At 54.2% G+C, this 26501-nt stretch carries 21 protein-coding genes; 10 read left to right on the forward strand and 11 right to left on the reverse strand.

Annotation, left to right across the window (positions count from 1 at the left end):
* Positions 1 to 145: 145 nt before the first annotated feature.
* From AC6EMZ_RS17300 to AC6EMZ_RS17325, 6 genes are all read right to left on the reverse strand, one after another.
* Entirely contained in the window at positions 146 to 1180 is a 1035-nt protein-coding gene (locus AC6EMZ_RS17300) for a fimbrial protein (protein WP_498404006.1), read from the reverse strand.
* Positions 1181 to 1191: 11 nt separating this feature from the next.
* Positions 1192 to 3714 carry a fimbria/pilus outer membrane usher protein gene (locus AC6EMZ_RS17305; protein ID WP_498404007.1) on the reverse strand — a complete coding sequence of 841 codons (2523 nt, stop codon included), beginning with the start codon at positions 3712 to 3714 and terminating at the stop codon, positions 1192 to 1194.
* A 42-nt stretch (positions 3715 to 3756) separates the two neighbouring features.
* Positions 3757 to 4413, reverse strand: a complete 657-nt coding sequence (locus tag AC6EMZ_RS17310) for a fimbrial biogenesis chaperone (protein ID WP_498404008.1) — start codon at positions 4411 to 4413, stop codon at positions 3757 to 3759.
* A gap of 44 nt (positions 4414 to 4457) precedes the next feature.
* The gene (locus tag AC6EMZ_RS17315) at positions 4458 to 4967 is read right to left on the reverse strand and encodes a fimbrial protein (protein ID WP_498404009.1); all 510 of its coding nucleotides are present in this window, start codon (positions 4965 to 4967) and stop codon (positions 4458 to 4460) included.
* Positions 4968 to 5026: 59 nt separating this feature from the next.
* Entirely contained in the window at positions 5027 to 5644 is a 618-nt protein-coding gene (locus AC6EMZ_RS17320) for a LuxR C-terminal-related transcriptional regulator (RefSeq protein WP_498404010.1), read from the reverse strand.
* Between the two features lie 354 nt (positions 5645 to 5998).
* Positions 5999 to 7180, reverse strand: a complete 1182-nt coding sequence (locus AC6EMZ_RS17325; RefSeq protein WP_498404011.1) for an aminotransferase-like domain-containing protein — start codon at positions 7178 to 7180, stop codon at positions 5999 to 6001.
* Between the two features lie 565 nt (positions 7181 to 7745).
* Here AC6EMZ_RS17325 and AC6EMZ_RS17330 point away from each other — a divergent pair.
* From AC6EMZ_RS17330 to AC6EMZ_RS17340, 3 genes are all read left to right on the forward strand, one after another.
* The gene (locus AC6EMZ_RS17330; protein WP_498404012.1) at positions 7746 to 7931 is read left to right on the forward strand and encodes a con-10 family general stress protein; all 186 of its coding nucleotides are present in this window, start codon (positions 7746 to 7748) and stop codon (positions 7929 to 7931) included.
* A gap of 88 nt (positions 7932 to 8019) precedes the next feature.
* Positions 8020 to 8514 carry a YciE/YciF ferroxidase family protein gene (locus AC6EMZ_RS17335; RefSeq protein ID WP_498404013.1) on the forward strand — a complete coding sequence of 165 codons (495 nt, stop codon included), beginning with the start codon at positions 8020 to 8022 and terminating at the stop codon, positions 8512 to 8514.
* A 26-nt stretch (positions 8515 to 8540) separates the two neighbouring features.
* Positions 8541 to 9047 (forward strand): ferritin-like domain-containing protein, encoded by a 507-nt coding sequence (locus AC6EMZ_RS17340; RefSeq protein WP_498404014.1) that lies wholly within the window; start codon positions 8541 to 8543, stop codon positions 9045 to 9047.
* Positions 9048 to 9133: 86 nt separating this feature from the next.
* Here the strand turns inward: AC6EMZ_RS17340 and AC6EMZ_RS17345 are convergent, their stop codons facing one another.
* Together AC6EMZ_RS17345 and AC6EMZ_RS17350 are read right to left on the reverse strand one after the other, a co-directional pair.
* On the reverse strand, positions 9134 to 9583 hold the full coding sequence (locus tag AC6EMZ_RS17345; RefSeq protein WP_498404015.1) for a DUF421 domain-containing protein: 450 nt from the start codon (positions 9581 to 9583) through the stop codon (positions 9134 to 9136).
* Positions 9584 to 9592: 9 nt separating this feature from the next.
* Positions 9593 to 10105: a hypothetical protein gene (locus AC6EMZ_RS17350; RefSeq protein WP_498404016.1), complete on the reverse strand. Its 513-nt coding sequence runs from the start codon at positions 10103 to 10105 to the stop codon at positions 9593 to 9595.
* Positions 10106 to 10252: 147 nt separating this feature from the next.
* Between AC6EMZ_RS17350 and AC6EMZ_RS17355 the strand changes: the two genes are divergently transcribed.
* The 6 genes from AC6EMZ_RS17355 to AC6EMZ_RS17380 all read left to right on the forward strand — a co-directional run bounded on the left by AC6EMZ_RS17355 (position 10253) and on the right by AC6EMZ_RS17380 (position 22264).
* Positions 10253 to 10645 (forward strand): YdeI family stress tolerance OB fold protein, encoded by a 393-nt coding sequence (locus tag AC6EMZ_RS17355; protein WP_498404017.1) that lies wholly within the window; start codon positions 10253 to 10255, stop codon positions 10643 to 10645.
* Between the two features lie 280 nt (positions 10646 to 10925).
* The gene (locus AC6EMZ_RS17360; RefSeq protein ID WP_498404018.1) at positions 10926 to 12548 is read left to right on the forward strand and encodes a ShlB/FhaC/HecB family hemolysin secretion/activation protein; all 1623 of its coding nucleotides are present in this window, start codon (positions 10926 to 10928) and stop codon (positions 12546 to 12548) included.
* Positions 12548 to 13096 (forward strand): toxin-activating lysine-acyltransferase, encoded by a 549-nt coding sequence (locus AC6EMZ_RS17365; protein WP_498404019.1) that lies wholly within the window; start codon positions 12548 to 12550, stop codon positions 13094 to 13096. The genes AC6EMZ_RS17360 and AC6EMZ_RS17365 overlap by 1 nt, the downstream gene beginning before the upstream one ends.
* The gene (locus tag AC6EMZ_RS17370) at positions 13089 to 21134 is read left to right on the forward strand and encodes a two-partner secretion domain-containing protein (protein ID WP_498404020.1); all 8046 of its coding nucleotides are present in this window, start codon (positions 13089 to 13091) and stop codon (positions 21132 to 21134) included. The genes AC6EMZ_RS17365 and AC6EMZ_RS17370 overlap by 8 nt, the downstream gene beginning before the upstream one ends.
* A gap of 13 nt (positions 21135 to 21147) precedes the next feature.
* Complete coding sequence (locus AC6EMZ_RS17375; protein ID WP_498404021.1) at positions 21148 to 21507, forward strand: hypothetical protein; 360 nt, start codon at positions 21148 to 21150, stop codon at positions 21505 to 21507.
* A gap of 196 nt (positions 21508 to 21703) precedes the next feature.
* Entirely contained in the window at positions 21704 to 22264 is a 561-nt protein-coding gene (locus AC6EMZ_RS17380; protein WP_498404022.1) for an Ail/Lom family outer membrane beta-barrel protein, read from the forward strand.
* A 60-nt stretch (positions 22265 to 22324) separates the two neighbouring features.
* On the opposite strand, the gene AC6EMZ_RS17385 is transcribed toward AC6EMZ_RS17380, so the two are convergent.
* Positions 22325 to 23224: a LysR substrate-binding domain-containing protein gene (locus AC6EMZ_RS17385; RefSeq protein ID WP_498404023.1), complete on the reverse strand. Its 900-nt coding sequence runs from the start codon at positions 23222 to 23224 to the stop codon at positions 22325 to 22327.
* Between the two features lie 98 nt (positions 23225 to 23322).
* Here AC6EMZ_RS17385 and AC6EMZ_RS17390 point away from each other — a divergent pair, with 98 nt between their 5' ends.
* Positions 23323 to 23925 (forward strand): short chain dehydrogenase, encoded by a 603-nt coding sequence (locus tag AC6EMZ_RS17390; RefSeq protein WP_498404024.1) that lies wholly within the window; start codon positions 23323 to 23325, stop codon positions 23923 to 23925.
* Here AC6EMZ_RS17390 and AC6EMZ_RS17395 read toward each other — a convergent pair.
* The gene (locus AC6EMZ_RS17395; RefSeq protein WP_498404025.1) at positions 23922 to 24653 is read right to left on the reverse strand and encodes a class I SAM-dependent methyltransferase; all 732 of its coding nucleotides are present in this window, start codon (positions 24651 to 24653) and stop codon (positions 23922 to 23924) included. The two genes, AC6EMZ_RS17390 and AC6EMZ_RS17395, sit on opposite strands and share 4 nt — an antisense overlap.
* 461 nt (positions 24654 to 25114) lie before the next feature.
* Positions 25115 to 26494: an amidohydrolase family protein gene (locus AC6EMZ_RS17400; RefSeq protein WP_498404026.1), complete on the reverse strand. Its 1380-nt coding sequence runs from the start codon at positions 26492 to 26494 to the stop codon at positions 25115 to 25117.
* Positions 26495 to 26501: the final 7 nt, after the last annotated feature.

A 26501-nucleotide genomic window follows, 5' to 3' on the forward strand; every position in this document is an offset into this window, starting at 1 on the left:
TGCGGCGTTCCGGAAAGGTAAACACGAACGTAGCGGGTAAATTTGCCAATAAACACCCCGGCAAATAGCCCGCCAGAAAGTATCGCAAAGGCGCTGATCGTTGGCTTGCGTCGTAGCAACCTGCTTTGCTTTTCACATCGTCTTTTTATTTGAACGTTACGGTCATCGTTGCCGTGGCCGAGTAGTTGCCCAGTGCAGGGGAGTGGGTCGTCCAGATAAATCCAGCGAAATAGTCATGCCGGACAAGATCCCCGCTAATCATGTCGAGCTTCTGCGGAGTATTCATTGCAATGCGAGGCTGAAGGCTGTCATTTTCAGAGATAATAAACCCGAAGCCACCGTCTTTGGTCGGCATAATAATACTGCCGTCTTTGACGAAATTGGTTGAGCTTATTGTCAGCATCAGCGTCTCACCCGTACAGGTTTTACCGCTTCCCTTCTCGGATAAGTCCACCAGCACGCTGAACGGCATTGTTTTCTGAATACGTCCCGGCATGGCCTGGCGCGAACTCATGGTGCCGAAATGGAGTTTTTCCGGACTCAGCGTGACCTTGGGCTTACAGGCCAGAAAGGTAATATTATCGAGACCGGTGATATAAAGATTAAAATTACCGTCTGTGCCTCCACTGCTTCCGCGAAGCCCTCCTACGCCATCCACCTGAAATAACGACAGGGATGCACTTCCCATGACCTTACCACTATCAGCCGCCTGTTGACCCGTCGTTTTAATATACACCTGATAGGTTAGCGTAAATGTCTGTGGTAACGCGGGTTTTGTACATTCGCCTTTCGCGTTCTTATTACAGACGGTGCCAGGACCTATTTCCACCTTACTCCCCTTTTTCAAAATATAATCCACATTCCTGACGGTAATGCCCACCTCCAGCGATTGATGAACGTTTTTAATCACATCTTTGGGATCGAGCCAAAGATAAGCATTCTCGCCCTGCGGAAAACTATCCGTATCAGTACAGGTAAAGGTTGCGGTAATGGGTTCTGATACCCAAATTTTGTTATTTGAGCCAAATTCTCCAATCGACGCTTTTAAAACGGTACCGATATTCACTGACGTACTGACTGAGCCTTGCGCTTTACACGTCAATGCCGAAGCAACGGTAGAAAACAATCCGAAAAACATCACAATGAGTAAGCATAAATAATACCGTCCAGGGTAATACATTTTTCGATTCCTTATCGACAAATAGCGTCTATTTCGCTGTAACCCGTACCTGGCTTGCCCTCACGCGGAGGAAGAATAATCTGGCATTGTTGATCTAAAGCATCACCCCAGCGAATGGACAGCGTTTCGCCCCGTACGACGCCGGAGACGAAAATATCGCCCTGAGTGCCGACAATCCCATTACTGCGCCCCCCACGGCTAAATGCCTGAGCGCCAACGGGCGGATAATCGTTATCAGCCAAACGGCTGTGGATCAGCAGGCTTTCGCCGTAATAAGTATCGAAGTACACGCGGGTGACTGCTCCACGAGTCGGTACGGTATTCAAGGATGCAACAGGTATCTCAAGGCCGTCCGGCAACTCTCGCGTGTTCAACGACACGGTGTTAATGCGATACGGGATAGCATTCGGCACGATGGCATAGCCGAACCTATCAATGCTCACGCCAGGTTGATTGCCCAGCCCAACGCCTCGCGCATCCGAGGCTTCAACCAGGGCAAATGTCGACCCTAACGGCTGTGATAGCGTGACGCCCCCACGGTGCGCCACTACCCCTCCTGAAAGATTGACGCTACGCTGGCGGACATCTTCTGCATCGGAATATCCCAACCAAAGATTGCCACTCTGCCCTGCATAGCCCAGGCCAAGGTCGCCGGAAGTGCGTTCGGCCCTGCTCTGCTCCAGTTGAACGCTGTAGCTCAGGCGACGATCGTCCATTAGCGAACCGGACAATCCCATTGACGATGAAGTATTCCCTTCGCGATCCGTATTGATATCTGCCGTCGCATTCGCCGGGTAACGCCCAATGCTCAGCGGCACCGACAGGCGTAAATTTATGCTGCTGTCATTCGACGTATAGTGGTTGCGAGCGTTCTGATAATAAAGGCTCCACGTCACTTCTCCTGTGCGTGAGGTAAGACCTGCCTGAACGGTGGTATCTGAACTTTTGCTTTGCCAGTAGTTTTGTTTACTGAAGTTCAGATAAAACTGGCTGGAGTCGCCTAACGACTGGTTAATGGTGGCGTCCCATCGCGCTTTTTTGGTGGCGTAAACGGGCGCGTAGCTCACTTCGGGTGGGCTAATGTCCCACTGCAAATCGCTTTGATCGTCTTCATCCCAGTAGTACGTTTTGTAGTGTCCATCATCCCAGCGGCGATGTTCCTGGACCATTTGCTGAAAATCGTAATAACCCGAGGAGGAATAGCGATAGCCCGCCACCTGAAAATCAGTTTTGGAATCCAGGAACGATTTCGCAAATAAAAAACGCGCGCTTGCACCCTGCTGACGTGTACCCCGTGCCAGATGGGTATCCGATAACGACAGATCAACCGACATAGCGCCGAGTGAACCCATGTTTTTTCCTAAACCCAATCCCGCCGTTCGATAATTTTCAGCCGCAAGCACGCCGCCGAAAAGCGTCGTCGTATCGCCTGCCCCATACGAAACTTGCCCCTCCGAAAATGCGGGCGCATATCCCTGTGCACCATCATGGTACTTCCCGGCGGCAATCTCGACGTTCCACTGCCCATAACGCACCATGTTGGGCAAAACGGTGTAGGGGATCACCAGATTGTTATGTCGCCCATCAGCTTCAATAATCGTGACGTAAAGATCCCCACTTCGGGTAGACGGAACAATGTCGTTAAACTCAAAGGGACCCGGTGGAACGTTCGTGGAATAGATCAGATATTTATTTTGACGCACTTCGACTCGAGCATTGCTCTGTGCAACACCGCGCACGACGGGGGCATATTGCGCCTGGCTGGAAGCACGCATCATCTGATCGGAAGCAATCTGAACGCCGCGGTAGGGAATACTATCAAACAGGATCGTGCCAGTGCTGGTTTGTCCGATGACAAGCCGACTTTGTAACGATGGCAGCGCGGTTTCAGCCCATGAAGAAACATTTTGCCAGCGGTGCCCTTCGCCACTTTGCTTGGTTAAATTTGAAACATGACGAAACCGCCAGGCGCCAAGATTAATGCCATTGTTCAGGTAAAGATAAGCGTATTGGTCCCGTTGATCATTGCTGCTGATGTCATTAGCGACCAGATTATAATTCACAAATGCCGCGTTGATACCATCGTCATATAACGTAGCAGGTAACGTCCCCCGGGGTTGTGTATTCATGTACTTTTGCGGCACCTGAATATCCAGACGATGTATTGTCATATCATATTGCACAGAAGCGCCGGGAAAGCGTTGGGCTATGTCAAAACAGGTGTCACTGACTTTTTCATCCAGATTCACCGCCCAGGCTTTGAGTTGTACTGAACCCAGACAAGGCTGCATCCTTCCGCTTTTTTCGTCACGGAGAAATTCGATATCGCGCTGCTCAACCAAAAGGTGATTAACATAAACGTCTACCTTATAGCTTCCCGGCAATATTCCAGAGTCGGGGTCGATAATATCGTTAATGGTCTCTTTATCCAGACCGTGAAAAAAGGAAGTATTAAATTCGCTTTCGGCGGCGCACTCCGCAACAGACAGGAGTAATGCCGCGAATCCGCAGGAATTTATCCATAAATATCGCATAATGTTCATTCCTTGACATTATATTCATTTCGCAATGCGTTATTAGAGATTGAGGTTCTCTACTCCACCATAATCGTTGATATAAGTGAGGCTCACCACGCGCGATCCTTTCGGGAAAGGAATATTCGCCTGGCTAAAAGGAGAGATCATCGGCGCGGATATCGTCTGTTCTTTCCCGGAAGCGTTACGAATCGTCAACTGGCCCAGGCTAATATGCATCGGCCCATTATTATTAATCACTATCCCATCGTGCAACGCGTTAATTTTCAGCTTCTGCACTTCCTCTTTTAGCGTGGTACGTAACGCTACCGGTCGATAAAAAAGTTTCAGGCGAGTACGCACTGCCAGTTGCATGACATTTGGCTCTTTTGCTCGTGGGGGGATTTCCTGCACGTTAATCCAAATGACGCTTTCCCTGTCTGCCGGCAGGCCAGATCCGGAATAAACAAAACGTAATGTAGCCGACTGGTCAGGCAACAGTTTAAGCAGCGGCGGCGTGACGACCATTGTTTTTTCACTTTTCCCGGCGTCATCATCCAGCCACGACTGCACAATATAATTGTCTTTTGATTCGTTATGTATTTCCAGGGCTGCTGATTTATGGTCACCGGAGTAAATGACGCGAGAACGCTCAATCTGAATAGCTGAGCATGCGCAGGACGAGTACAGCAAAATAAGCAGGGTAATGAGTAACTTCATATCGCCACCAAATAAATTCAGGCCTTTTTCAGGCCTGATGATATTTATTTACGTACAACGGTAAAGGTTGCCGTTGCGTTGGCTTTGCCGGCTTCAACCGTGCCCAGAGCATGGTAGTTAGCGCTGAGGTTAAAGGTGATATCCTGGCCTCCCCCTTCACCTTCTACTACGCCATTTTCTAAAACCAGCTCATTAGTCAGCTTGAGCTTCTTACCCCCGCTGTCTTTAATATCAATGCCGACACCCTTTGCTCCTCCGGTGTCGAGAAGCAAGGTGTTATCGGTGTTCAACCCTTCTAATACCAGATAATAAGTACCGGCATTGCAATTCGTCAGGGTAATATCGAAGGGTACGGAAGGCCCTTCCTTTCCGGCAGCAAATACCCCCGTCGAGACATTCCCCATTTTAACGGTAATCGTCTTATCGGCCCCAGATACCTGGCACGAAGAATTTTCGATTGTACCCTCAAACTTTAAGGTCCCATCCGCCGCTAAAGCATAAGATGAGGATAAACCCATAACAGCAATTGCCAGGCAAAGTGGTTTCAGTTTCATATACAGCTCCTTCTGTGTGTAAGTATAATAATTTTTATTTCGTTATCTCAGCATTCTTCCTAATGCGTTTTTAGTCCTGCAGTGAAATAGTGATATAACCCGGTCAAATTTCCAACATGCAGTTTTGAATAGATATTACGACGGTGAATACTGACCATTTTCTCACTGAGATCGACCTCGCGAGAGATTTCCTTATTTCCCTTTCCGGCAATAATAAAAGGAAACATATCAATCTCGCGGTGTGTCAGATATTCATTTTTTTTGATCATCGCCCAAGTCTTGTTGGTAATCGATTTTGATACGATTTGACCCGCACTGCCTTTTGCTAAAAAATCATTCAACTTCTGACGAGATTCACGGCTGTCTATTAAACAATCGGCAGCGGAATCAAGGAGAATATTTTCGGTAATATCGACGATGCGTTCATTTTTTGTTACGACCAGAACATTGTTGTATCTGTTCAGCCTTTTCAGTTTCAGTAGCAAGAGTAAAAAACTGTAATCCGCGCTTACATAATCAACAACCAACGTCATTGGCACATTCGATGCTATCTCGCCCAACGTACTTCTCGCCTTCTGGAAAGTTAAAAATAAAACCTCATATGGACGATCGGTGCGATTTTTAATTATTTCGCCTAACCCCAGCTTGAACCAGGCATTGTCAGATATACAAATCATAATTTTCCGTAACCTTATACCGTCCCTGTATTACATTTACGAAATAGCGCCTGCTAATAGGTTGAAAAGTAAACTCTGGCAAAAATTGTTTTGCGACGGGCCTTTTCTTTAGGACATTATTCAGTTCAAACAATACGAGATGCAAATAGGAATATAGGCAATCAGTGTAAGAGTTATCCGAGTAGGGACGATACATAACGTGCGGAACTGATACAAAATCGTTGTATATCAGTAAATTATAAATTGTATCGTAAAATGTAAGTTTCGGAAGATAAAAAACTAATGACGGGAGTTATGATCCTGCGCATTGATTGAAGGGCACCCACACGTATCCGGTGCCCGTTTTCATGATAATTAAAGCGATATTTTCAAACGTCTTACCGCTTCTTTCAGCTGTTCATCCGTCGGCGTCACAAACGACATTCGCAGCGTGGTGTGGTCAGGTTCATTGCAGTAGAAAAACTCACCCGGTACAAACACGACGCCGTTGCTGAGCGTCTTTTCGAGCCAGCGAGTGGTATTAATACCGTTGTTCATTTTCGCCCACAAGAACATGCCACCTTTCGGCTTGTGGAACGTCATCACGTCACCTAGCTCGGCTTCCAGTTCGCTCGCAAACACCTGGTATTTTTGGCGATACGCCTCGCGGATCATCGTAATTTGCGTCGGTAAACGCCCCGTTTTCAGGTATTCGCTGGTCATCAGCTGCGACAGCGTACTGGTATGCAGATCGGTGGTTTGCTTGAGGTTAACCACTGCGCGCTTGAGCCACTCGGGCACAATCACCCAACCCACGCGCGTACCCGGAGCCAGAATTTTAGAGAAAGTGGAGGTGTACACCACGTTCTCTTCATTGCCGATCGCTTTCGCATGGGCAATCAACGGGCGGAAAACCTCATCGGTATAATTAATTTCGCTGTACGGGTCGTCTTCGATAATGACAAAGTCATAGCGCTTCGAGAGTTCCACCAACTGTTTACGGCGTGCTTCCGATAGCGTCACGCCGCCAGGATTGCCAAAGGTCGGCACAATATAGACGGCTTTAATGGGCTTATTTGCCACCAGCGTTTCGAGCTCATCGACGATCATGCCATCGCCGTCGGTGCCAACAGATTCGAACTGCGCCTGCGCCAGGCCAAATACCTGTAACGCGGCCAGATAGGTCGGACGTTCAACCACGACGATATCGCCGGGGTTAATTAAGGCGCGCGCCAGCACATCCAGTGACTGTTGCGAACCGGATGTAATCACGACGTCGTCCGCACTACAGGTGATGCCGCGAGCAGCGGAAATCTGCTGAATACCTTCACGGAGTTCAGGGAACCCTTCCGTCAGACCATACTGGAATGCTTCGCCAAAATGTTGGGATAAGACGGCATCTGCTGCCATCTGTAGTCCTTCGCGATCGAAAAGGTCCGGGTTGGGGATACCCCCGCCAAGTGAAATGACGCCTGCCATTTTACTGTGCTTTAAGAGTTCACGAATGGCTGAAGATTGCAGCCCCTGTGCGCTGCTGGCGAGCTTATGTACGGACATGCTTTTCAATACCTTATTTATTATGATGTTCCCCTTCTTATTAGCACAACTCAGCCTCTGTGATCATCTTTTTTAGATGCTAAACTGGCGGCGGTGAACAATATGCTTGTGCGCCATCCGGTTACGCAACACCGACCTTTAATTATATTTCTACGCCAGTCAATATCTTCCACATAATATATCCGACGACTAAACCAGCCAACATTTTAAATTAAGACTAATCCGACAAGCGGTGTGCTTAAACCCCACTATGAAGGTGAGTCGCATTCGTAAATAAAGGTAAAGAGCCGCGTCAAATCTGGCCTGGAAAGGTATCGAAGCGGGCCCCTCCTTTTGGAAAGAAGGCCAACAAGAACTTACTAACGAAGTTAGCACGTTACGCGATGATTATTTTTTAAAGCGAAGCGCAGCCGACCATTAATATTCTGAAGAGGGCCACAAAATATCGTCAAATGCAACATTTGACGATATTCCTTAATACGCTAAATTTAATTCCTGAACGACAACGGATACGTGATGACAGATACGTATCTTCCTGACATAAACGCAACAAGAGGGTTGAGATATGGCAGAGCATCGTGGTGGTTCCGGTAATTTCGCTGCAGACCGTGATAAAGCATCAGAAGCCGGTAAAAAAGGTGGTCAACAAAGCGGAGGGAACTTCAAAAACGATCCGCAGCGTGCCTCCGAAGCAGGTAAGAAAGGAGGTCAGAACAGCCACGGTGGTGGCCGTAAATCTGACAACTCCTGATAATTCTTAACTTTTTGACGAAATTTAAGAACGAACTGCGGGTCTACGGGCTCGCAGTATTGAGTTCAATGCTTAGTGAGGAATATATATGAATATGAAAACTCTGGAAGATGTCTTTATTCATCTCCTTTCCGACACCTATAGCGCAGAAAAACAGTTAACCCGCGCACTGGCGAAATTATCTCGCGAAGCATCAAGTGAAAAACTAAGCGCTGCGTTTAAAGCTCACCTTGAAGAAACGCACGGGCAAATTGAACGTATCGATCAGATCGTTGAGCAGGAAAAAAACCTTAAAATTAAACGCATGAAATGCGTGGCGATGGAAGGTTTAATTGAAGAAGCGAATGAAGTGATTGAGAGTACCGAAAAAAATGAAGTTCGCGATGCCGCATTAATCGCCGCAGCGCAAAAAGTAGAACACTACGAAATTGCCAGTTATGGCACCCTCGCCACATTAGCGCAGCAGCTCGGCTATAAGAAAGCGGTCAAGCTATTAACGGAAACGCTGGAAGAAGAGAAATCAACCGACAGTAAACTGACCGATTTAGCCGTTAATACTATCAATCAGAAAGCCCAGGCATAATTCGACGCAACCAGAGGACGATAAATATGAATCACGTAGAACATTACCATGACTGGCTACGCGATGCGCATGCGATGGAAAAGCAAGCCGAATCGATGCTTGAGTCAATGGTCAGCCGTATTGAAAACTATCCCGATCTGCGCGCGCGTGTTGAGCAGCACGTCAGCGAGACGAAAAACCAAATCGTCGTGCTGGAAGAGATCCTGGATAGAAATGATATTTCCCGCTCCGTCTTAAAAGATTCGATGAGCAAAATGGCTGCGCTGGGGCAGTCCATCGGCGGCATGTTCCCCTCCGATGAGATCGTTAAAGGTTCCATCAGCGGTTACGTGTTCGAGCAGTTTGAGATTGCTTGTTACACCACCCTGGTGGCGGCAGCGAAAAAGGCTGGTGATACCGCCTCGGTCCCGGCACTCGAATCGATTCTCGCCGAGGAGCAGGCAATGGCCGACTGGCTGATTCGCCATATCCCCACGACCACAGAACAATTTCTGCTGCGTTCCAGCGCCTCTGGCGTCGAAGCTAAAAAGTAGCGTAATTAATCAGGCATCTCGACGCCTCAATGCCCCGTCTTCGGCGGGGCATTATCATCCGCCAGTCAACGGCTTCTTCTCATCATTTACTCACTTTCAACGGGAATAATGGAGATATGACCGTTACTCTCCAGAATGGCGTATTTGATTTTACTGAACTCAGTTATGCCGTGATTTTGCCGCGCAGCCACTAAGATGTCGTCGCAGGAAACATCCACTTTTTTGAGCTTGTCAGAAAGCGGCATCCCTTTTTCAACCAGAATAACCGGGGAGCCATCAAGAAGGGACTCAGCACCCGACACATACTTTTTCATCATGCCAAAAAGAATATCGACCACCACCAGCGTGACGATAGTCAGCATCGCGCCCGTCACGGAAAAGTCATTGCCTAGCAGCGCCTGCTGCGTGGCTTCGCTGATGATCAGCAGCAGGATTAAATCAAAGCTGGTCATCTGTAATAAGGCGCGCCGACCGGCAATCTTAAACACCACCAGCAAAATGAGGTAGATCGCTAACGCGCGGAATACCATCTCCATAACGTTCTCCTAGGGATAAATAAACTGCCAGAAGGTCATTTCCGGCCCGCTATTTACGCTGATCGAATTTTCTGACTTTCCCGATTTGATGGGCGTGACAAACATCCACACCGAGAAATCGCCGTGTGTTTTGACATCGTTATAAACCAGATAGAGCGTTTTCCCTCGGCTGTACATGCTGTCAGGCTGCGGCGAGAGGCTGCCTTGCTGAAAGTTCTCGTTGAAGTCTCCGCCGAGGCTCACGATATAGCGGCCAGCACTCTGCGCGGGAACGGTAAAATGCAGTTTGAATTCGGTTTGTAATCTGCCAAAGCGTTCGTAGTCAACGGTTAGCGTCCGGGTCGGATTGCTTTTTTGCGCCGTGCTAAAATAGCCGTTCGAAAACAAGCCAATCAGGGCGGCAAAAATAATACACAGCAATACGCCAAAGCCTATCGTCTGAAACCCGGATTCAAAATTGAGCGCAAAGCGACTCTCTTTGACGCCCGGTAATTTCTCAACCTCACCTTTTGCCCGCGTCATTTATGCCCTCACCCGCTTCGTTTATATTGCCAACATCCGGCTGATTTTATGGAAATAAATCCTTTTAAGACTCATCCCGTTTGCCAGAATAAAGAATAGCAACCAGACTTAATAATATGTCAGGATTTACCGTTTATGGAGGTCAGAATGAAATTATCCCTTGCGCCCCTTTTTTGTTGTCTGTTGCTCCCGACCGCATGGGCCGACGACAGCGGAGGACTGCAAAAAGGTGAAGCACCACCGCCGCCACATGCGCTGGACGACGGCTATCGCGGTACCGAGGATGCCCGCATCATGACCGTCGAACAGGCAAAAGAGATGCACGATGGGGCCACCATCTCGCTGCGCGGAAATTTGATTGATAATCCAGATGGCGATAAATATACCTTCCGCGATAAAACCGGGAAAATTGAGACCGTTATTCCGAAATCGGTATTTGATGGACGTGAGGTCAAGCCCGATCATATGGTCAGCATTAACGGCAGTCTGGATAAGAAAATGACCCCACCGATTGTCCGAGTCGATCGTCTACAGAAATAGCCCGCGCAACACTCAAGGTGTGGAGCACATATATCCTCTGTTATTTGCTCCGCACCGCTTATTATTTCCCACCTTAAACTAAACCTACCAGAATTAGGGATGACCATTCCCTGACTACGCCTGTCTTTAGGATTAATCCCCCTTTCATTCCCTCGCCATTATTTAAACAATCTTACACAAATTCACATTGGCTCCATTTTGCTTACACAGCACGGAATCGCTCATGATTATCCGACACGCTCACGCCATAATAATATCGACAGCCACTGGCCTGTCTTTAATGCTATCTGCCCATGCCGCAGAACCCGAAAATCAATTTATTATTCAGCAACAACGTCAGCGGGCGCTGGAGCAACAGCTCACCCCCCCGGTGCCCGACGTTCGCCTGTCTGAGCCCGCTTCGAGCTTTGGCAAAATCGCCTTCCCGATTGAATCCCCGTGCTTTGCGATTAACCGTATCGAGCTTAGCGGACAAGAAGCCCTTCCCCACTGGCTGCCGCTACAGCGAATTGCCGATCAGGCACAGGGTCGCTGTCTGGGCGGGAAAGGCATCAACCTGTTAATGAGCACTTTGCAAAACCGGCTGGTCGATCATGGCTGGATCACCACCCGCGTGCTGGCCCCGTCGCAGGATTTGAAAAGCGGCACGCTCAAGCTGACGATTGTGCCGGGCTATGTGCGTCACGTGACGCTCACGCCTGAGAGCGACGACTATATTCAGCTTTACAGCGCTTTCCCGGCGCACGAGGGTAATTTGCTGGATCTGCGCGATATCGAACAGGGGCTGGAGAATTTACAGCGTCTGCCGACCGTGGAAGCCAACATGGAGATCTTACCCGGCGAAAAGCCCGGCGAGAGCGACGTGGTGATTACCCGTAAACAGTCCAAAATGTGGCGTCTGGGGCTGTCGCTGGACGATGCCGGAACCGAAACCACCGGGCGTTATCAGGGCGGCGTCACCCTGTCGCTGGATAATCCGTTTTCGCTAAGCGATCTGCTGTACGTTTCTGCCAGCCACGATCTGAACGACAAAAACGGTAAAGGCAGCAAAAACTACACCGCCCATTACTCCGTGCCGTTCGGCTACTGGATGCTGGGCGTGACCGGCAGCGATTACGATTATCACCAGACGGTCGCGGGGCTGAACGGCGATTATCGCTATAGCGGGAAAAGTAAAAACCTCGACGTTCAACTCAGCCGCGTGCTGCACCGCAGCGGCACGCAGAAAACCACCTTCACCTATGACGTGCTGGCGCGCGAAACCCGTAACTATATCGATGACACCGAGGTCGGCGTTCAGCGCCGTCAAACCGCAGGCTGGCGCGTGGGATTACAGCATCGCCACTATATCGGCCAGGCGACGGTGGACGCAGGGATTAGCTATCAGCGCGGCACCCGCTGGTTTGGCGCACAGCCCGCACCGGAGGAGACCTTTGGTGATGCCACAGCGCTTAGCAAAATTACCCAACTTAACGCCCAGCTCGACCTGCCGTTTGAGCTAGGCTCGCAACACTTCCGCTACAACGTGCAGTACCTGCGCCAGATCAGCAATACCCCGCTGACGCCGCAGGATCAATTCTCGATTGGCAACCGCTGGACGGTACGCGGCTTTGACGGCGAACGCACGTTGACCGCGAGCCACGGCTGGTACGTGCGTAACGATCTGGCCTGGAGCACGCCGGTTCCAAATCAGGAGCTTTACCTTGGCGCGGACTACGGCGAAGTGGGCGGTTATACCTCGGATTATCTGATTGGCAAGCATTTGTCGGGCGGCGTGGTGGGCCTGCGCGGCAGCGCGTTCAACACCGGCTACGACCTGTTTGCCGGTACCCCTTTCTCGAAGCCGGACGGGTTTGAAACCAGTTCCGTCACCCTTGGGTTCAACCTGAACTGGAGCTGGTAATGCGCGTGGGCGATTACGACATTAAAGCGCCGCTGATCCTCGGCGGTGAAGAGAGCGAGGCCGAAGTGCTCGGCGCGACCGTCTGGCTGTGGATGCATTCGGCCATGCATCGCGATGCGCCGCTGCACGCGCTACCCACGCTGCTGCTGCCAATTATCAAACGCCGCCAGTACGTGCTGGTGGTGGAAGACGGGCGTCCTGTTTTTTTCCTCAGTTGGGCGTGGCTCAACCTGGAATCGGAAGCCCGCTATCTCACCCGGCCCTCCATTGAGATGAAAGAAGAGGACTGGGACAGCGGCGACCGGATGTGGTGCTGCGACTGGATCGCCCCGTTTGGTCATACCGCCGCGATGAGCGCCTTAATGCGTCGCGATATTTTCCCGGACCACTGCGTCCGCGCCCTATACCACCGGGGTGAACAGCTTGGCAAACGCGTGATGATGCTCCACGGCGATCGCGTCAGTGCTGAACAGGCAAGAGCATGGCAGCTGGCCCACCCGCTGGCCGTCAACCTGCCGGAAGTGTTTAAAGGAACGAACCATGAATAAGAACCTGTACCGTATCGTCTTCAATAAAGCGCGCGGCATGCTGATGGTGGTGGCGGATATCGCCCGCTCAGGCCGGGCGGGTTCTTCCCCCGCTTCCGGCATCGGACATCAACACACGCGGCTTATCGGCAAGGTCAGCGCCCTGAGCTTTAGTCTGTGGCTGGCGATGGGGGCGGTACAGACCGCGCAGGCCAACATTGTTGCCAACGCGGGCGCACCAAAAAACCAGCAACCAACGGTGGTGAAAAGCGCCAACGGTACGCCACAGGTCAATATTCAGACGCCGTCGAAAGGGGGCGTATCGCGCAATAACTACACCCAATTCGATGTCAATCAGAAAGGCGCGATCCTCAATAATGCCCACAACAACGTGCAGACCCAGCTGGGCGGTATGGTGGCGGGCAACCCGTGGCTTGCCAAAGGCGAAGCCAGGGTCATTCTGAACGAAGTCAGCTCGCGCGATCCGAGCAAGCTGAACGGCATGATTGAAGTCGCCGGACAAAAAGCGCAGGTGGTGATCGCCAACCCGTCGGGCATTACCTGTAGCGGCTGCGGCTTTATCAACGCCAACCGCGCCACGCTGACCACCGGTCAGGCGCAGATGAACAACGGTAATCTGACCGGGTTTAACGTCGAGCGCGGTGAAGTGGTGGTCGACGGCGCGGGCATGGACACCTCTGGCGCAGACTATACCGACATCATCGCCCGGTCGGTCAAGGTCAACGCCGGGCTGTGGGCGAAGGATCTGAAGGTCACCACCGGGCGCAATAAGGTGGATGCCGCCCACCAGAAGATTGAAAAAGGCACCGAGGACGCCACCACTCGCCCGCAGCTGGCGGTGGATGTCTCAAGCCTCGGCGGGATGTACGCCGGTAAAATCCGCATGGTCGGCACCGAGCGCGGCGTCGGGGTACGTAATGCCGGTGCGATTGGCGCACAGGCCGGGAGCGTAACGCTCAGCGCCGACGGTCGTATTGAGAACAGCGGCCTCACGCGGGCCAGTGAAAACGCCACCGTTCAGACCGCAGGCGAGTTTAACAACAGTGGCGTGCTGACGGCGGGCAACAACGTGAAGGTCAACGCCGCGACGCTTACCAGCGACAAAAAAAGCGTGCTGGCTGCCGGGGTCAAAAACGACGGTAAACTGGCTGGCGCGGGCGATTTGCAGTTAAGCACCAGCGGGCAACTCAGCGCCCACGGGCAAACGCTGGCAGGCGGGAATCTCACCGCTCGCGGTCAGGGTGTGGACGTCAGCGCAAGTCAGACACAGGGTAAACGCGTGGAGCTTGACGGTGGCGCGGGCGATCTCACCACCGCCAGCGCTCAGGTGAACGCCCGCGAATTGACCGTTCGCAGCGGCGCACTCCTGAACAACAACGGCGGCTCACTCAACGCCGATGCGCTGAGCATCAACGCCCATGATATGTCCAACCAGAAAGGCAAAATCATCCAGACCGGCAGCGGCGCGCTGGCGGTCAGTCTCCCGGGCACGCTGGATAATCAGCAGGGGCAAATTGCCGCCGCGCAGGGCGTGACGCTTAAAGCCCAGTCGCTGAATAACGCCAAAGGGCAGATCGTTGCCGTGGCGGGCAACACGCGCATCAACGCCGAGAGTCTGAACAATGAACAAGGGCTGATTTCGGCAGCCGCAGGCGATGGCGACCTCCAGAGTGCAGCCACCATCAATAACGCCAGCGGGCGCATCGAAGCGGCAAAAGCGCAGCGTATCGCCTCCACCGGGCTGAACAACGCTCACGGGGTGATCGTCGCTGACCGCGCTTCGCTTTCGCTCAACGGCGGCAGCCTTAACAACCAGTCTGGCTCCCTGCTCTCCCACGGCGCGCTTGAGATTGAAAGCGGCGCGCTGGATAACCAAAGCGGATTTATAGCGAGTGCCGGACAGCTCGACCTGAACGGCAGCGATGTGGATAACCGCGGCGGGCAGCTCGGTTCGGAAAGTGCGCTAAACGCCCGATTCGCCACGCTCCTCAACCAGGGCGGCGCGCTCAAATCCGGCGGGGCAATGACGCTCAACGGCGGCACGCTGGATAACACCGATGGCGTGACCTTTGCCGGGAACAGCCTTGCCTTCACCGGCAGCACGCTGAACAACACGGCCGGACAGCTGGTGGCCGCCGACGGCATCGCGCTGGCCACGCATCAACTGAATAACCAGAGCGGGCTGGTGCAGGGTAACGGTATCAGCGTCACCGCCGTCGGCCTGGACAATACCGCTGGCACGCTCAACAGCCAGGGTGCGCTGAATCTCTCTGCCGATACGCTGAATAACCAGTCGGGTACGCTGGCGGCTAAAGCGTCTGCGGATATCGCGGCAAACGCGATAGATAACCGCAGCAGCGGGCGGGTGATTGGCGAGTCCACCACCTCGCTGCACGCCAATAACCTGCAAAACAGCGGCGGCCAGATTCAGTCGGTCGGCGACCTGCTGCTCGACAGCGCCCAAGGCGTGGTGGATAACGTTTCCGGGCTGATTCGCGGTGGGCAAGCGGTGACGCTGAACGCGGTTAACTTCGTTAACCAGAACACGCTCGGTGAAAACCAGGGGCTGGAAGGCCAACGCGTCGCACTGAACACCCAGACGCTTGATAACCAGAACGGCAGCCTGCTGGCGAGTACCGATCTCACCGTCCAGAATAACGGCGTAGTGAATAACAGCGGCGGCGCGCTGGCATCAACGGGCGTGCTGAATTTGAACGGCAGCAGTCTGAACCTGATTAACCAGGGCGGCACCCTTAAGGCCGGAGAAAAGCTGACGCTGAATGCTGACACCCTCGACGGCAGCGGCCAGATTCTGTCGCTGGGCGATATGGATTTGCACAGCGCGCAGGGCATCAACAACAGCGGTGCGATGATTGCCAACGGTAATTTCACGCTTACGACGCCTGCGGATATCACCAACAGCGGCAAGCTGCTGGCAGGCTCCGCGCTGAACGTGCAAAGCGCGAACCTGACCAACGTGGCGAGCGGCGAAATCAACGCCGGCACCAACACGCTGACCGCTTCCGGTACGGTGCTCAACACCGGCCTGATTGACGGTATCCGCACCCGTATTAACACCGACACGCTGACTAACATCGGCACCGGGCGGATCTACGGCGATGCGGTAGGCGTTAACGCCATCACCTTTAACAACCTGGCGGAAAACGGCACAGCGGCCACGCTGGCCGGGCGCGAGCGTGTGGATGTAGGCGTGCAGACGCTGAACAACGTCGACCACGCCCTGATTTATAGCGCGGGCGATATGCTGATTGGCGGCGCGCTGGATGACAACGGCGCGGCAACGGGGCGCGCGGTCGTCATCAATAACCACAGTTCGACCATCGAATCGGCTGGCAATATGACGATTGACGCCGGGCAAATTAATAACATCAACGATCGTTTCTCCACCGAAATAGTGACCGTGTCGCAAGACCCACTGACCGAGTATCAGCACTCTGGCTCGACCGACCGCTGGAAGGCAGGTGACGAAGGCGTTGTGGTAAATGGCAACTCTTCCGATGGCCTGCGCAACCTCAGCACGCCGGACCGCCCATGGGGTGGGAATGACGACTTTAACCAGTACAATTACACCCGCACGATTGAAGAGACGCGCATTAAAGAGAGCGATCCGGCGAAGATCCTCGCGGGCGGCAATCTGACGTTGGCAGGCGATACGCTATTTAACGACAAGAGCCAGATTGTGGCAGGCGGCACGCTGTCGACCGATGCGATGCGCAGCGTGCTGAACGATGACGTTCCCGGCGTGCGCCACACCACTGACGTGGGTAACGTCACGCACTACTACCGTATTCGTCACAAAGGTGACGATGAGCAAGGCCGCCGCACCACCGCCTACACGCCGCCGACCGTCATTCAGGGCATTGCCTTAAAACCCGGCCAACTGGTGAGCAACGGCAGCGTAGAAGGCAGCAACCTCGCGATTACGCCGCTGGTATTGCAGGGCACCAACGTGGCGATCGGCCAGACGGCGGGCGTCACGGCACCGACGCAGCAAACTGTTAATCCGAACGAACCGGTCACGCCGCCTGCGGGTCAGCAGTTTGAAGTGACCCCGGCGGACGGCACGATCCGCATTATCGGTGCGAATACTACCCTGCCGGACAACAGCCTGTTTACGGTGAACCCGTCAGCGGACGTGCCGTATCTGGTAGAAACCGATCCGCGCTTTACCAACGAGCGCCAGTGGCTCGGCAGCGACTACATGCAAAACGCCTTCACCGAGAATGGCGACAACACCCTGAAACGTCTGGGCGACGGTTACTACGAGCAGCGCCTGGTGCGCGAGCAGGTTATCGGCATCACCGGGCAGCGCTACCTCGACGGCTATAGCAACGACGAAGATCAGTTTAAGTCGCTGATGGACAAAGGCATCACCTTCGGCAAGGAGTACGCGTTAAAACTGGGCGTGGCGTTGACCCCAGAACAGATGGCGTTGCTGACTGGCGATATCGTCTGGCTGGTCAATACCCAGGTCAAAATGCCAAACGGTTCGATGCAGACGGTTCTTGTTCCGCAGGTCTATGCCAAAGTGAAGCCGGGTGACATTGACGGCTCCGGTGCGCTGATTGCCGGGAACAACGTGTCGATGAAGCTTAACGGCGATCTGTTCAACCGCGGAACCATTGCCGGGCGTGAAGTGCTCCAGTTGGACGCTGACAACATCACCAACCAGGCCGGTACGATTCAGGCGGCAGACGTCAGCCTGAATGCGCGAAACGACATCAATAACGTGAACGGCGCGATTGTCGGTGACAATAGCGTGCTGGCAAGCGCGGGACGCGATATTAACGTCACCAGCACGACCACTAGCGCGCAGAGCGTCAACGGCGAAAACAGCTTCACCCGCACCACCATCGACAGCGTATCTGGGATTTACGTGCAGGGTACGGACGGCAAGCTGGCATTGCAGTCGGGTCGGGATATTACCCTGGCCGGGGCGCAGGTCATCGCCAGCGGTGATAACGGCAAAGCGCAGCTGGTCGCCGGGCGCGACGTGAACCTCAACACCGTCACCACTTCCCGCAGCGATAATCTGGTCTGGGATAAAGACAACTCGCTTAAACAGCGCAGCGTGGATAACAACGGCAGCGCCGTTATCGGTACCGGCGGCGTGACGCTGGCGGCGGGTAACGACATTAATGCCCGTGGAGCAACGATGACCTCCGACGGCGCGCTGGCGCTGGGGGCGAAACACGATGTGAATATCGAAGGTGTGCTCAACGAAAGCCAGCTCGACGAGCGGCACAAAGTGGTCGGCGGCAACGGCTGGCTGTCGAAAACCACCCGCACCACCCGCGATACGGTCGATCGCCAGACCGTTCAGGGCAGCGAGCTGAGCGCCGATTCGGTGCAGATCGCCGCCGGGAATAACCTGACCGTGGCGGGCAGCAGCGTGGTCGGCACCGGCGATGTGGCCCTGAAGGCGGGCAACGACCTGACGCTGACCAGCATGGGCGGGCGCAACGATGAATCGCATCTTAAGCAGGAGAAAAAATCCGGCCTGCTTAGCTCTGGCGGCATTGGCTTTACCGTCGGCTCGCGGGAAGAGACCACCGATCAGGCGAGCCAGGCGCTCTCCGGTCAAGGCGCGATGGTCGGTAGTTTGCAGGGCGACACGGTGCTGATGGCGGGGAATGCGTATCGCCAGACCGGCAGCTCGGTCTCCTCCCCGAACGGCAACGTCGGCATTCAGGGCAAAAACGTCACCATTGAGGCGGCAGAAAATACCTATGCCTCGCAGTACAAACACACCGTCGAGCAAAAAGGCTTTACCCTGGCCGTTAATGTGCCGGTGGTGTCGGCGCTGCAAAGCGTCCTGAACTCCACGCAGAAGGTCGGCGAGAGCAACGACAATCGCGTCAATATGCTGGCCGCCGCCAACGCTGCGTGGGATAGCGCCCGGGCCGCGAGCACCATGATGAACGCCGCACAGGGTCTGATGGCCGACGGTGCGCAGTCGATGGCGCAGAACGTCAGCGTGTCGCTGACCTACGGGCAGAGCAAACAAACCAATACCGAAACGACGGAAAGCACCTCGGCGCTGGCGAGCAAGGTGAATGCTGGAAAACGCGCCGTCGTGGTAGCCACAGGTGGCGAGCAGTCGGATATCAATATTGTGGGCTCCGACGTGAGCGGCAAGCAAGGCACCACGCTGTTTGCCGATAACGACGTGAATATCGTGGCCGCACAGCAGGAGCGCCACGAGCGCACCGATAACAACTCCAGCGGCTGGAACGCAGGCGTGGCGGTCAGCTACGGACAGGGCGGTGCCTCCTTTGGCGTGACCGCCGGAGCCAACAAAGGCAAAGGTTACGGCAACGGAGATGAAGTCTCCTGGCGCAACAGCCACGTCGGCGATATGGAGAGCCAGACCAGCATTATCAGCGGCGGCGATACCACGCTGCGCGGTGGGCAACTGCTGGGTAAAGGAGTCGATATCACCGCAGAAAACCTGAACATCGAAAGCCTACAGGACACCATGAAGTACAAGGGCAAGCAGATGAACGTCGGCGGCCAGGTGACGGTGGGCTTCGGCTTTGCCGCCTCCGGGAATTACAGCCAGTCGAAGGTGGATGCGGATTACGCCTCGGTGCAGGAACAGTCCGGCGTGTTTGCCGGAGCCGATGGCTATCACATCAACGTGAAGGACCACACCGACCTGACCGGCGGGCTGATTACCTCCAGCGAAAGCGCGGAGCGGGCGGGTAATAACCAGTTCAGCACCGGCACGCTGAGCTGGCGCGACCTGAATAATCATTCAGATTATGAAGGCAGCGGCTTTGGCATTGGCGGCTCAATGAGTATGAATACTGACATGGGGCTGGGGAAAGACGCCGCGCCGCAAAGCAGCAAAACCGTGACCGATGAAAACGGCAATACCCAGTTGGCGACAGGCTATGCTTCGCTGGATAAAAACGTCACTTTCGGCATCGGCCACGACAGCGGTAGCGATAGCTCCACTACCCGCAGCGGGATCAATACCGACAATATCACCATCACTCGCCCGGACGGGCAGCAGCAGGCCATCGAGGGCGTGAAGACCGATATCACGACTGAAACCGCCGCAGCCAACTCCGGCAGGCTGGAAAACAACTTCGACAAGGACGACGTGTTCAAAGAGTTGAACCTGCAGGTGAGCGTCACGCGTGATTTCAAAGAGAATGCAAATCGTCAGATTGGCGATCTGCTGAATGACCAGCAGGCCGCAGCGCGGGAAGCGCTCCAGCAGGCAATCAAATCTGGCGACACCGTGAAGCAAAATGCCGCTCTGGATGAGATCTACAAGCTACAGTATCAGCGCCGATTCCTTCAGACGCTGGTCGGCATTGTTGCCGGTTCGCCGGAAGCCGCCGTGACACAAGGAACGTTGGTGCTGGCTGCCACAAAACTGCGTGAAGAAACGGCGAAAAACTCACTCCTTTCACCGGGTATCGTCGATATAGCGGGTGGACCAACGCTGAGCAATGTGTCTGCCGAAAGCAGCGCTTACGATGGACTCAAGCTCGGTGGGGTAAGGGTTGGGCTGGATATTATTTGTGGCGCGGATAATGGCCGTTGTAAAACGAAAGTGGATGCTGGCGGCAATGTTATTCGCGATGCGAACAATGTCCCGGTACTGGATTACGACGCTCAGGGCCGGGTACAGTACACCGGCAACAAGCAGTTCCCGACGCTGGTATCCATTCTTAAGGATGATAGTTCAGCGGGTCTGTATGGGTTCACGGGTGGACTCCAGGGCGATACGGGTCTCTTTGGCAAACTTACGTATGCGCCAGGCACGCTCAGAGGGGATTTCTTCGATACCCTTGTTGAAGGATTTGCTGGCACACACGATTATATCGGCGGTCAAGTGCCGGGATTCTATGACGAGACCGGAAACACATCCCGCGACCGTTCAGCGTTAGCAAAAATGGCCGCTGAGGGCTGGACCTATGCCGCAATACCTCAGGCCGCGCCGTTTGCATTAAGTGAAATAGCGTCGCCTGAATTATTAGAATTTATTTTTGCCACCCATTAAGAAAGGAAATAACGTGAAAGCACTGATGGTTTTAGTAAGCGTTTGGGTGTTATCGGGCTGTGTCGTTGCCGACATGGATTCCTCCAATTATAAATATGTTCCCTGGATCCAGCTATTCCAGAAGCCTGACGCTTCGGGTAAAACGAACGTGCAGCAACGTAAGGCGGATTTATATGCCTGTGGGGTTAATCCTCGTGCAAATCTTGATGACCCGCTATGGTCGCTGAACGGCAGTTATCCCGGTGAAACGAACGAACAGTTCATCGCAAGGACCAATAAGATTCAGGATTGCATGAGCGCGAAGGGATATAAAATATATGATTTCTCTCAGTGTGGGCCATTGAAAGCGCCGACAGGCTTATGCCCTAACTAAAACCACGCCCTCCCCTACCAATATAGGGGAGGCAAATACCAGGAATAATCTGGCCTTTAGGATTATTCCCCATTTCATCGTGAGCCAAAAAAACCAACAATTTCAGCGCTGGATTTGGCATGGAATATCCATGACATCTTTGCCGGATATATCCGGTAATATCTCACGATAAGATTGGTAAAAAGGATTACGGAAAATGAAAAAAATATCTCTGGCGGTATTAGTCGCGGCGAGCCTGACTAGCGGCGCTGCTCTGGCGGATAACCAAACTGTTTCTGTTGGCTATGCGCAGAGCAAAGTTGAGGACTTTAAAAATATTCGCGGCGTGAACGTACAATATCGTTACGAGTGGGATGCGCCGCTGAGCGTTATCGGCTCTTTCACCTATATGAGCGGTGATGACGATCAGCGTTATTATGTTGACTCTGATTCCGTTAAAAACAGCATCGACGTGAAATATTATTCTCTGATGGCCGGTCCGGCTTACCGCATCAATGAATATGTTTCTTTGTATGCGCTGGGCGGCCTGGCACACACCAAAGCTGACGTTGATACTAAATGGGTGAACGCGGGTGATAATTACACCCAGCATGACAGCACGTCTGAGAAATCGACCTCCTTCGCTTACGGCGCGGGCGTGCAGTTTAACCCAACCGCTGAACTGGCGATCAACGTCGGTTATGAAGGCACCAACGCAGACCTGCAGGGCAACCACTCCATCAACGGCTGGAACGTCGGTGTGGGTTATCGCTTCTAGTTTTGTTTGATATGTGTACTCTCTCCTGTTCGAGGAGAGAGTACACATTATCAAGCCACTCTAAAAAGGAGAGAGGATTGAAGGAACCCCCTTCAATATATGCGCCACAAACTCAGTCAGCTTCGGCAACGGACGCAAATCCTGCCGCCAGAGCAAATGTACCGGCCTGAGTTCAGGCGTAAAGTTTTCCAGCACGCGCACTAATCTTCCATCAGCCAACGCCTCTGCCACCAGCACTTCGGGCTGGAGCAATAATCCCGCACCGCCCATCGCCGCCATGCGTAATCCGTAGCCGTCGTTACAGCGCAAAATCGCATCACGCTTCCAGCGCACCTCCCCTTCCACGCCAGGCAGACGCCATTCGTTGCGCGCGGTCCAGACGGTGTGCGACAGGCAAAGGTGATCAACAAGGTCGGCAGGCGTAAGCGGCGTGCCGTGATGCGCTAAATAGTCCGGTGAGGCGCAGATCACCATCCGGTACGGGCAGAGATATTTCGCCACCAGGTAGTCATTGTGAATATCACCAATGCGGATCGCCAGATCGACGCCCTCATCCACCAGGTCCACCCTTCGGTTGGTGAGATCCAGCTCGACGCGAACGTCCGGATAGCGCCGTAAAAAAGTCGCCGTCAGCGGGGCGATTACGCAGCCGCCAAATGAGGTCGGCGCGCTGACCCGCAGCGTCCCGGCAGGCGTCGCGCGCAGCCTCTCCACTGCGCTTTCCGCAATCGAAACCTGCTCCAGCACCCGCTTCGCCTCTTCGAAGAATACGCGGCCAGCATCGGTCAGGCTTTGGCGGCGGGTATTGCGCTCCAGCAGGCGCGTGCCTAACTGAGTTTCCAGCAGCGCAATGTACTTGCCCACCATCACAGCGGACATCTCCAGTCGCATCGCCGCAGCGGTAAAACTGCCGCATTCGACCACGGCGATAAAGGTCTCCATGCCGCGAAGCTTATCCATATTGCAAACCCCTGATTAGCAATCTTCTAACTTTAGCCCAGTTTATCCGACTTTCGATTTATTAAAGAATGAAGACTCACAACCTGAAGGAGTCTGCTATGAAAATCGTTATTATCGGTGCCAGCGGTACGGTCGGCCGCGCAGTGACCAAAGAGCTAAGCCGTCATCATGAGGTGATCCGCGTGGGTCGCACGCAGGGTGATGAACGCGTTGACATCACCTCGCAGGAGAGCGTTCAGGCGCTGTTCGAAAAAATTGGGCCGGTCGATGCGATTGTCTCCGCAAGCGGTAGCCTTCACTTTGGCCCGCTGGCAACCATGAAGGACAGCGACTTCAACCAGGGATTGCAGGACAAACTGCTGGGTCAGGTGCGTCTGGCGCTGACCGGACAGCACTACCTGAATGAAGGGGGATCGATTACCTTGATAAGCGGCATCGTGGCTCACGAGCCGATAGCACAGGGCGTGAATGCCACCACGGTCAACGCCGCGCTGGAAGGGTTTGTCCGCGCCGCCGCCTGTGAACTGTCGCGCGGGATACGCATCAATCTGGTTAGCCCCACGGTGCTGACCGAATCCGCCGTTGCCTACGACGGATTCTTCCCGGGCTTTGAAAGCGTCCCCGCCGCCACCGTCGCGCTGGCCTATCGCCGCAGCGTCGAGGGTGTGCAAACTGGGCGGGTCTACAAGGTGGGTTATTAAGCCTTACGAGCGGAGATGAGCACCAGCATCGGACGCTCAGCCTCTTCGGCAAGCGCAGGCCAGGCGTCAATCTGCGCCTGCGTTGGTCCCCATTCATTGACTTCCTGAAGGGTCAGCCCGGCTTTGATCAGCGCGTTAAGCGTGGTGCCGAGCGTGCGGTGATATTTCACCACCCCGTCCGCCAGCCAGTTGCTGATCCGCTTGCCCTCGTCCTGATACTGATTCACGCCCCAGAAGCGCTCGCCGTTATCGTCGGTGAGCCAGCCCTGACGCGACGCGCAGGTGTAGATGGGATGTTCCATCGAAAAGACCAGGCTCCCACCGGGCTTAAGCGCACGCTCGATGTTGCCAAAAAGCGTGTCGAGTTCAGGCAGGTAATGCAGCGCCAACGAACTGTAAACCAGATCGAGGCTGCTTTGCGCAAGCGCCAAAGACTCCAGATCGCTGCGCTGATAGTCAATCGCCGGATCGTCCGTCAGTTCGCTGGCACGCGCGAGCATTTTCTCGGAGATGTCCACGCCCGTCACCCGCGCCGCCCCCAGCTCGCGCGCGCTGCGGCAAAACCAGCCGTAGCCGCAACCTAAATCAATCACCGATTTACCGGTCAGATCCGGCAGCATGGCCTTCAGCACGGGCCACTCCGGCGCACCGTCCAGCCCTTGCACCGAACGTGGAAGCTGCGCATAGCCTTCGAAAAAGGCCGGGTTATCGTAGATATTTTGCGCCATTACCGATCCCTCTATAAGAATGTGCTTAAGAGTATACCCCTCACCCTGCGCGCTCCTCAAAGGCTGAAGGATCCCCAGTAATTTTTGGTTCCATCGCCATGACAATGTCGCCATCCAAATATCAGACCTACAGCAATGACCTGGTCCGGCTGTAAATCGCCGAGTTGTTGACTGAAGGCCGGGGCGACGCGCATGGATGCGCGGCGAGGGCGCATTTACAGGGACGTTACAGCGCCCGTACCCGATAGTCGTAAGTCATAAGACGAGGGTACCGCGAAGCGGCGATTTTCTTGCCGGGAGCCCGGGTTGCCAGGGCGGCGGCGATTGAGCCGCCATGGCACGTTCACGAGTATTGTCGTTAAAGAGAAGCAAGGAACATAAAGTGAACGGAATGACCTCCGCAGCCGTATGTTCCCCTCACCCTCTCCCCATGTACGGTCCGGCGAGAGGGAAAAAACCTGTCAGCCCACCGTACCCCAAACCAGATTCCCCTTATGGAACGTGGCAGTGCGCGGCGAGATACGCGCCACGGCTTCGGCGGAGCAAGAGGCATCCACCAGCACAAAGCTGGCCTCGTCCTGCGCTTTCGGCCAGACGCGCTCGCCTTTATCATTCAATGGCAGCACGTCGCCGGTGGCGATCCCCAGCGAGCGGGAAAGGGTTTGTTCGTTTGGACGGATATAGAGCTGGGCATACAGGTTGGCTTTTTCCAGCATGTCGCCCAGACCGTATGGCGACCAGTGGTCGATCACGCTGTCGGTGCCCGTCATCACAAACACGCCCTTGTCGCGCAGCTGCTTGAGCGGCATGTGCATCGTGCCAATCGGCACGGTGGAGGCGATGGTGATACGTTGCGCGGCCATGCGGGTGGCGATCTCATCGACCTGCTGTTCGTTGAGCATCGCCAGCGCAAAGCCGTGGCTGATGGTGAGCTTGCCCTTCAGCTCCGGCGTTTTCTCGACGGTTTCGACCATATAATTCACCGCCGCCACGCCCGCCGGGCTGGTTTCGTGCAGGTGAATATCCACGCCCTTGTCGTAATCCAGCGCAATCTGGAACATCGTATCCAGAGATTTTTCCATCGCCGCGTCAACGTTGGTGGGGTCTAACCCGCCGACGTAGTGCGCCCCGGCTTGCATCGCTTCACGCATCAGCGGTTCGGATTTCGATAGCAGCAGGCCGTGCTGCGGGAACGCCACGATCTCGCAGTCAAATCCCGCCTTGCGGCGCGCCAGCACCGCCTGCAAATTTTCCAGATTCTTCAGGCCGGAGGTCGGTTCAATATTGCAGTGGCTGCGCGCGATCGTGGATCCTTTCGACTGAATCAGGTCGATAAGCGCCTCCGCGCGCGCCTGCGTGTAGGGTTGCAGCTCAGGCAACAGCTTATGTTCCAGGCGGATCATATCCTGAATCGTGGTGCCTGCCGGGCGGTTGAGCGAGCGCCACGGGCCGCCGTAAAACGTTTTATCCAGATGGATGTGCATGTCGCGCATCGCCGGCAGCATCAGCTTGCCGCCCGCGTCGTAATGGGGCAGCGTGGCGTCGGCGTGGGCTTTATTATCACCCAGCGCGACGATTTTACCGTCGTTGATCTCCAGCGTTTTCAGCTCGGTGCGGGTGCTAGTGGCCACGTTATTATCAAACTGGAAGCCTGCTTCCAGCAGAACGTTATCCAGATAGTAGTGTTTTGCGGTGATGTTCATCGATTTGCCCGTCTCGCAGGTTGGCTTTGCGGAATCAGCAGCATACGCGACGGAACCGGTCGCACCAAACAGCGCGCAGGCGGTGACCATTTTGCCGCTCTGGCTAATAAACTCCCGGCGGCTTTTATTCTCTTTCATCTTATCT

The organism is Enterobacter sp. SCRI0065 (assembly GCF_059766475.1).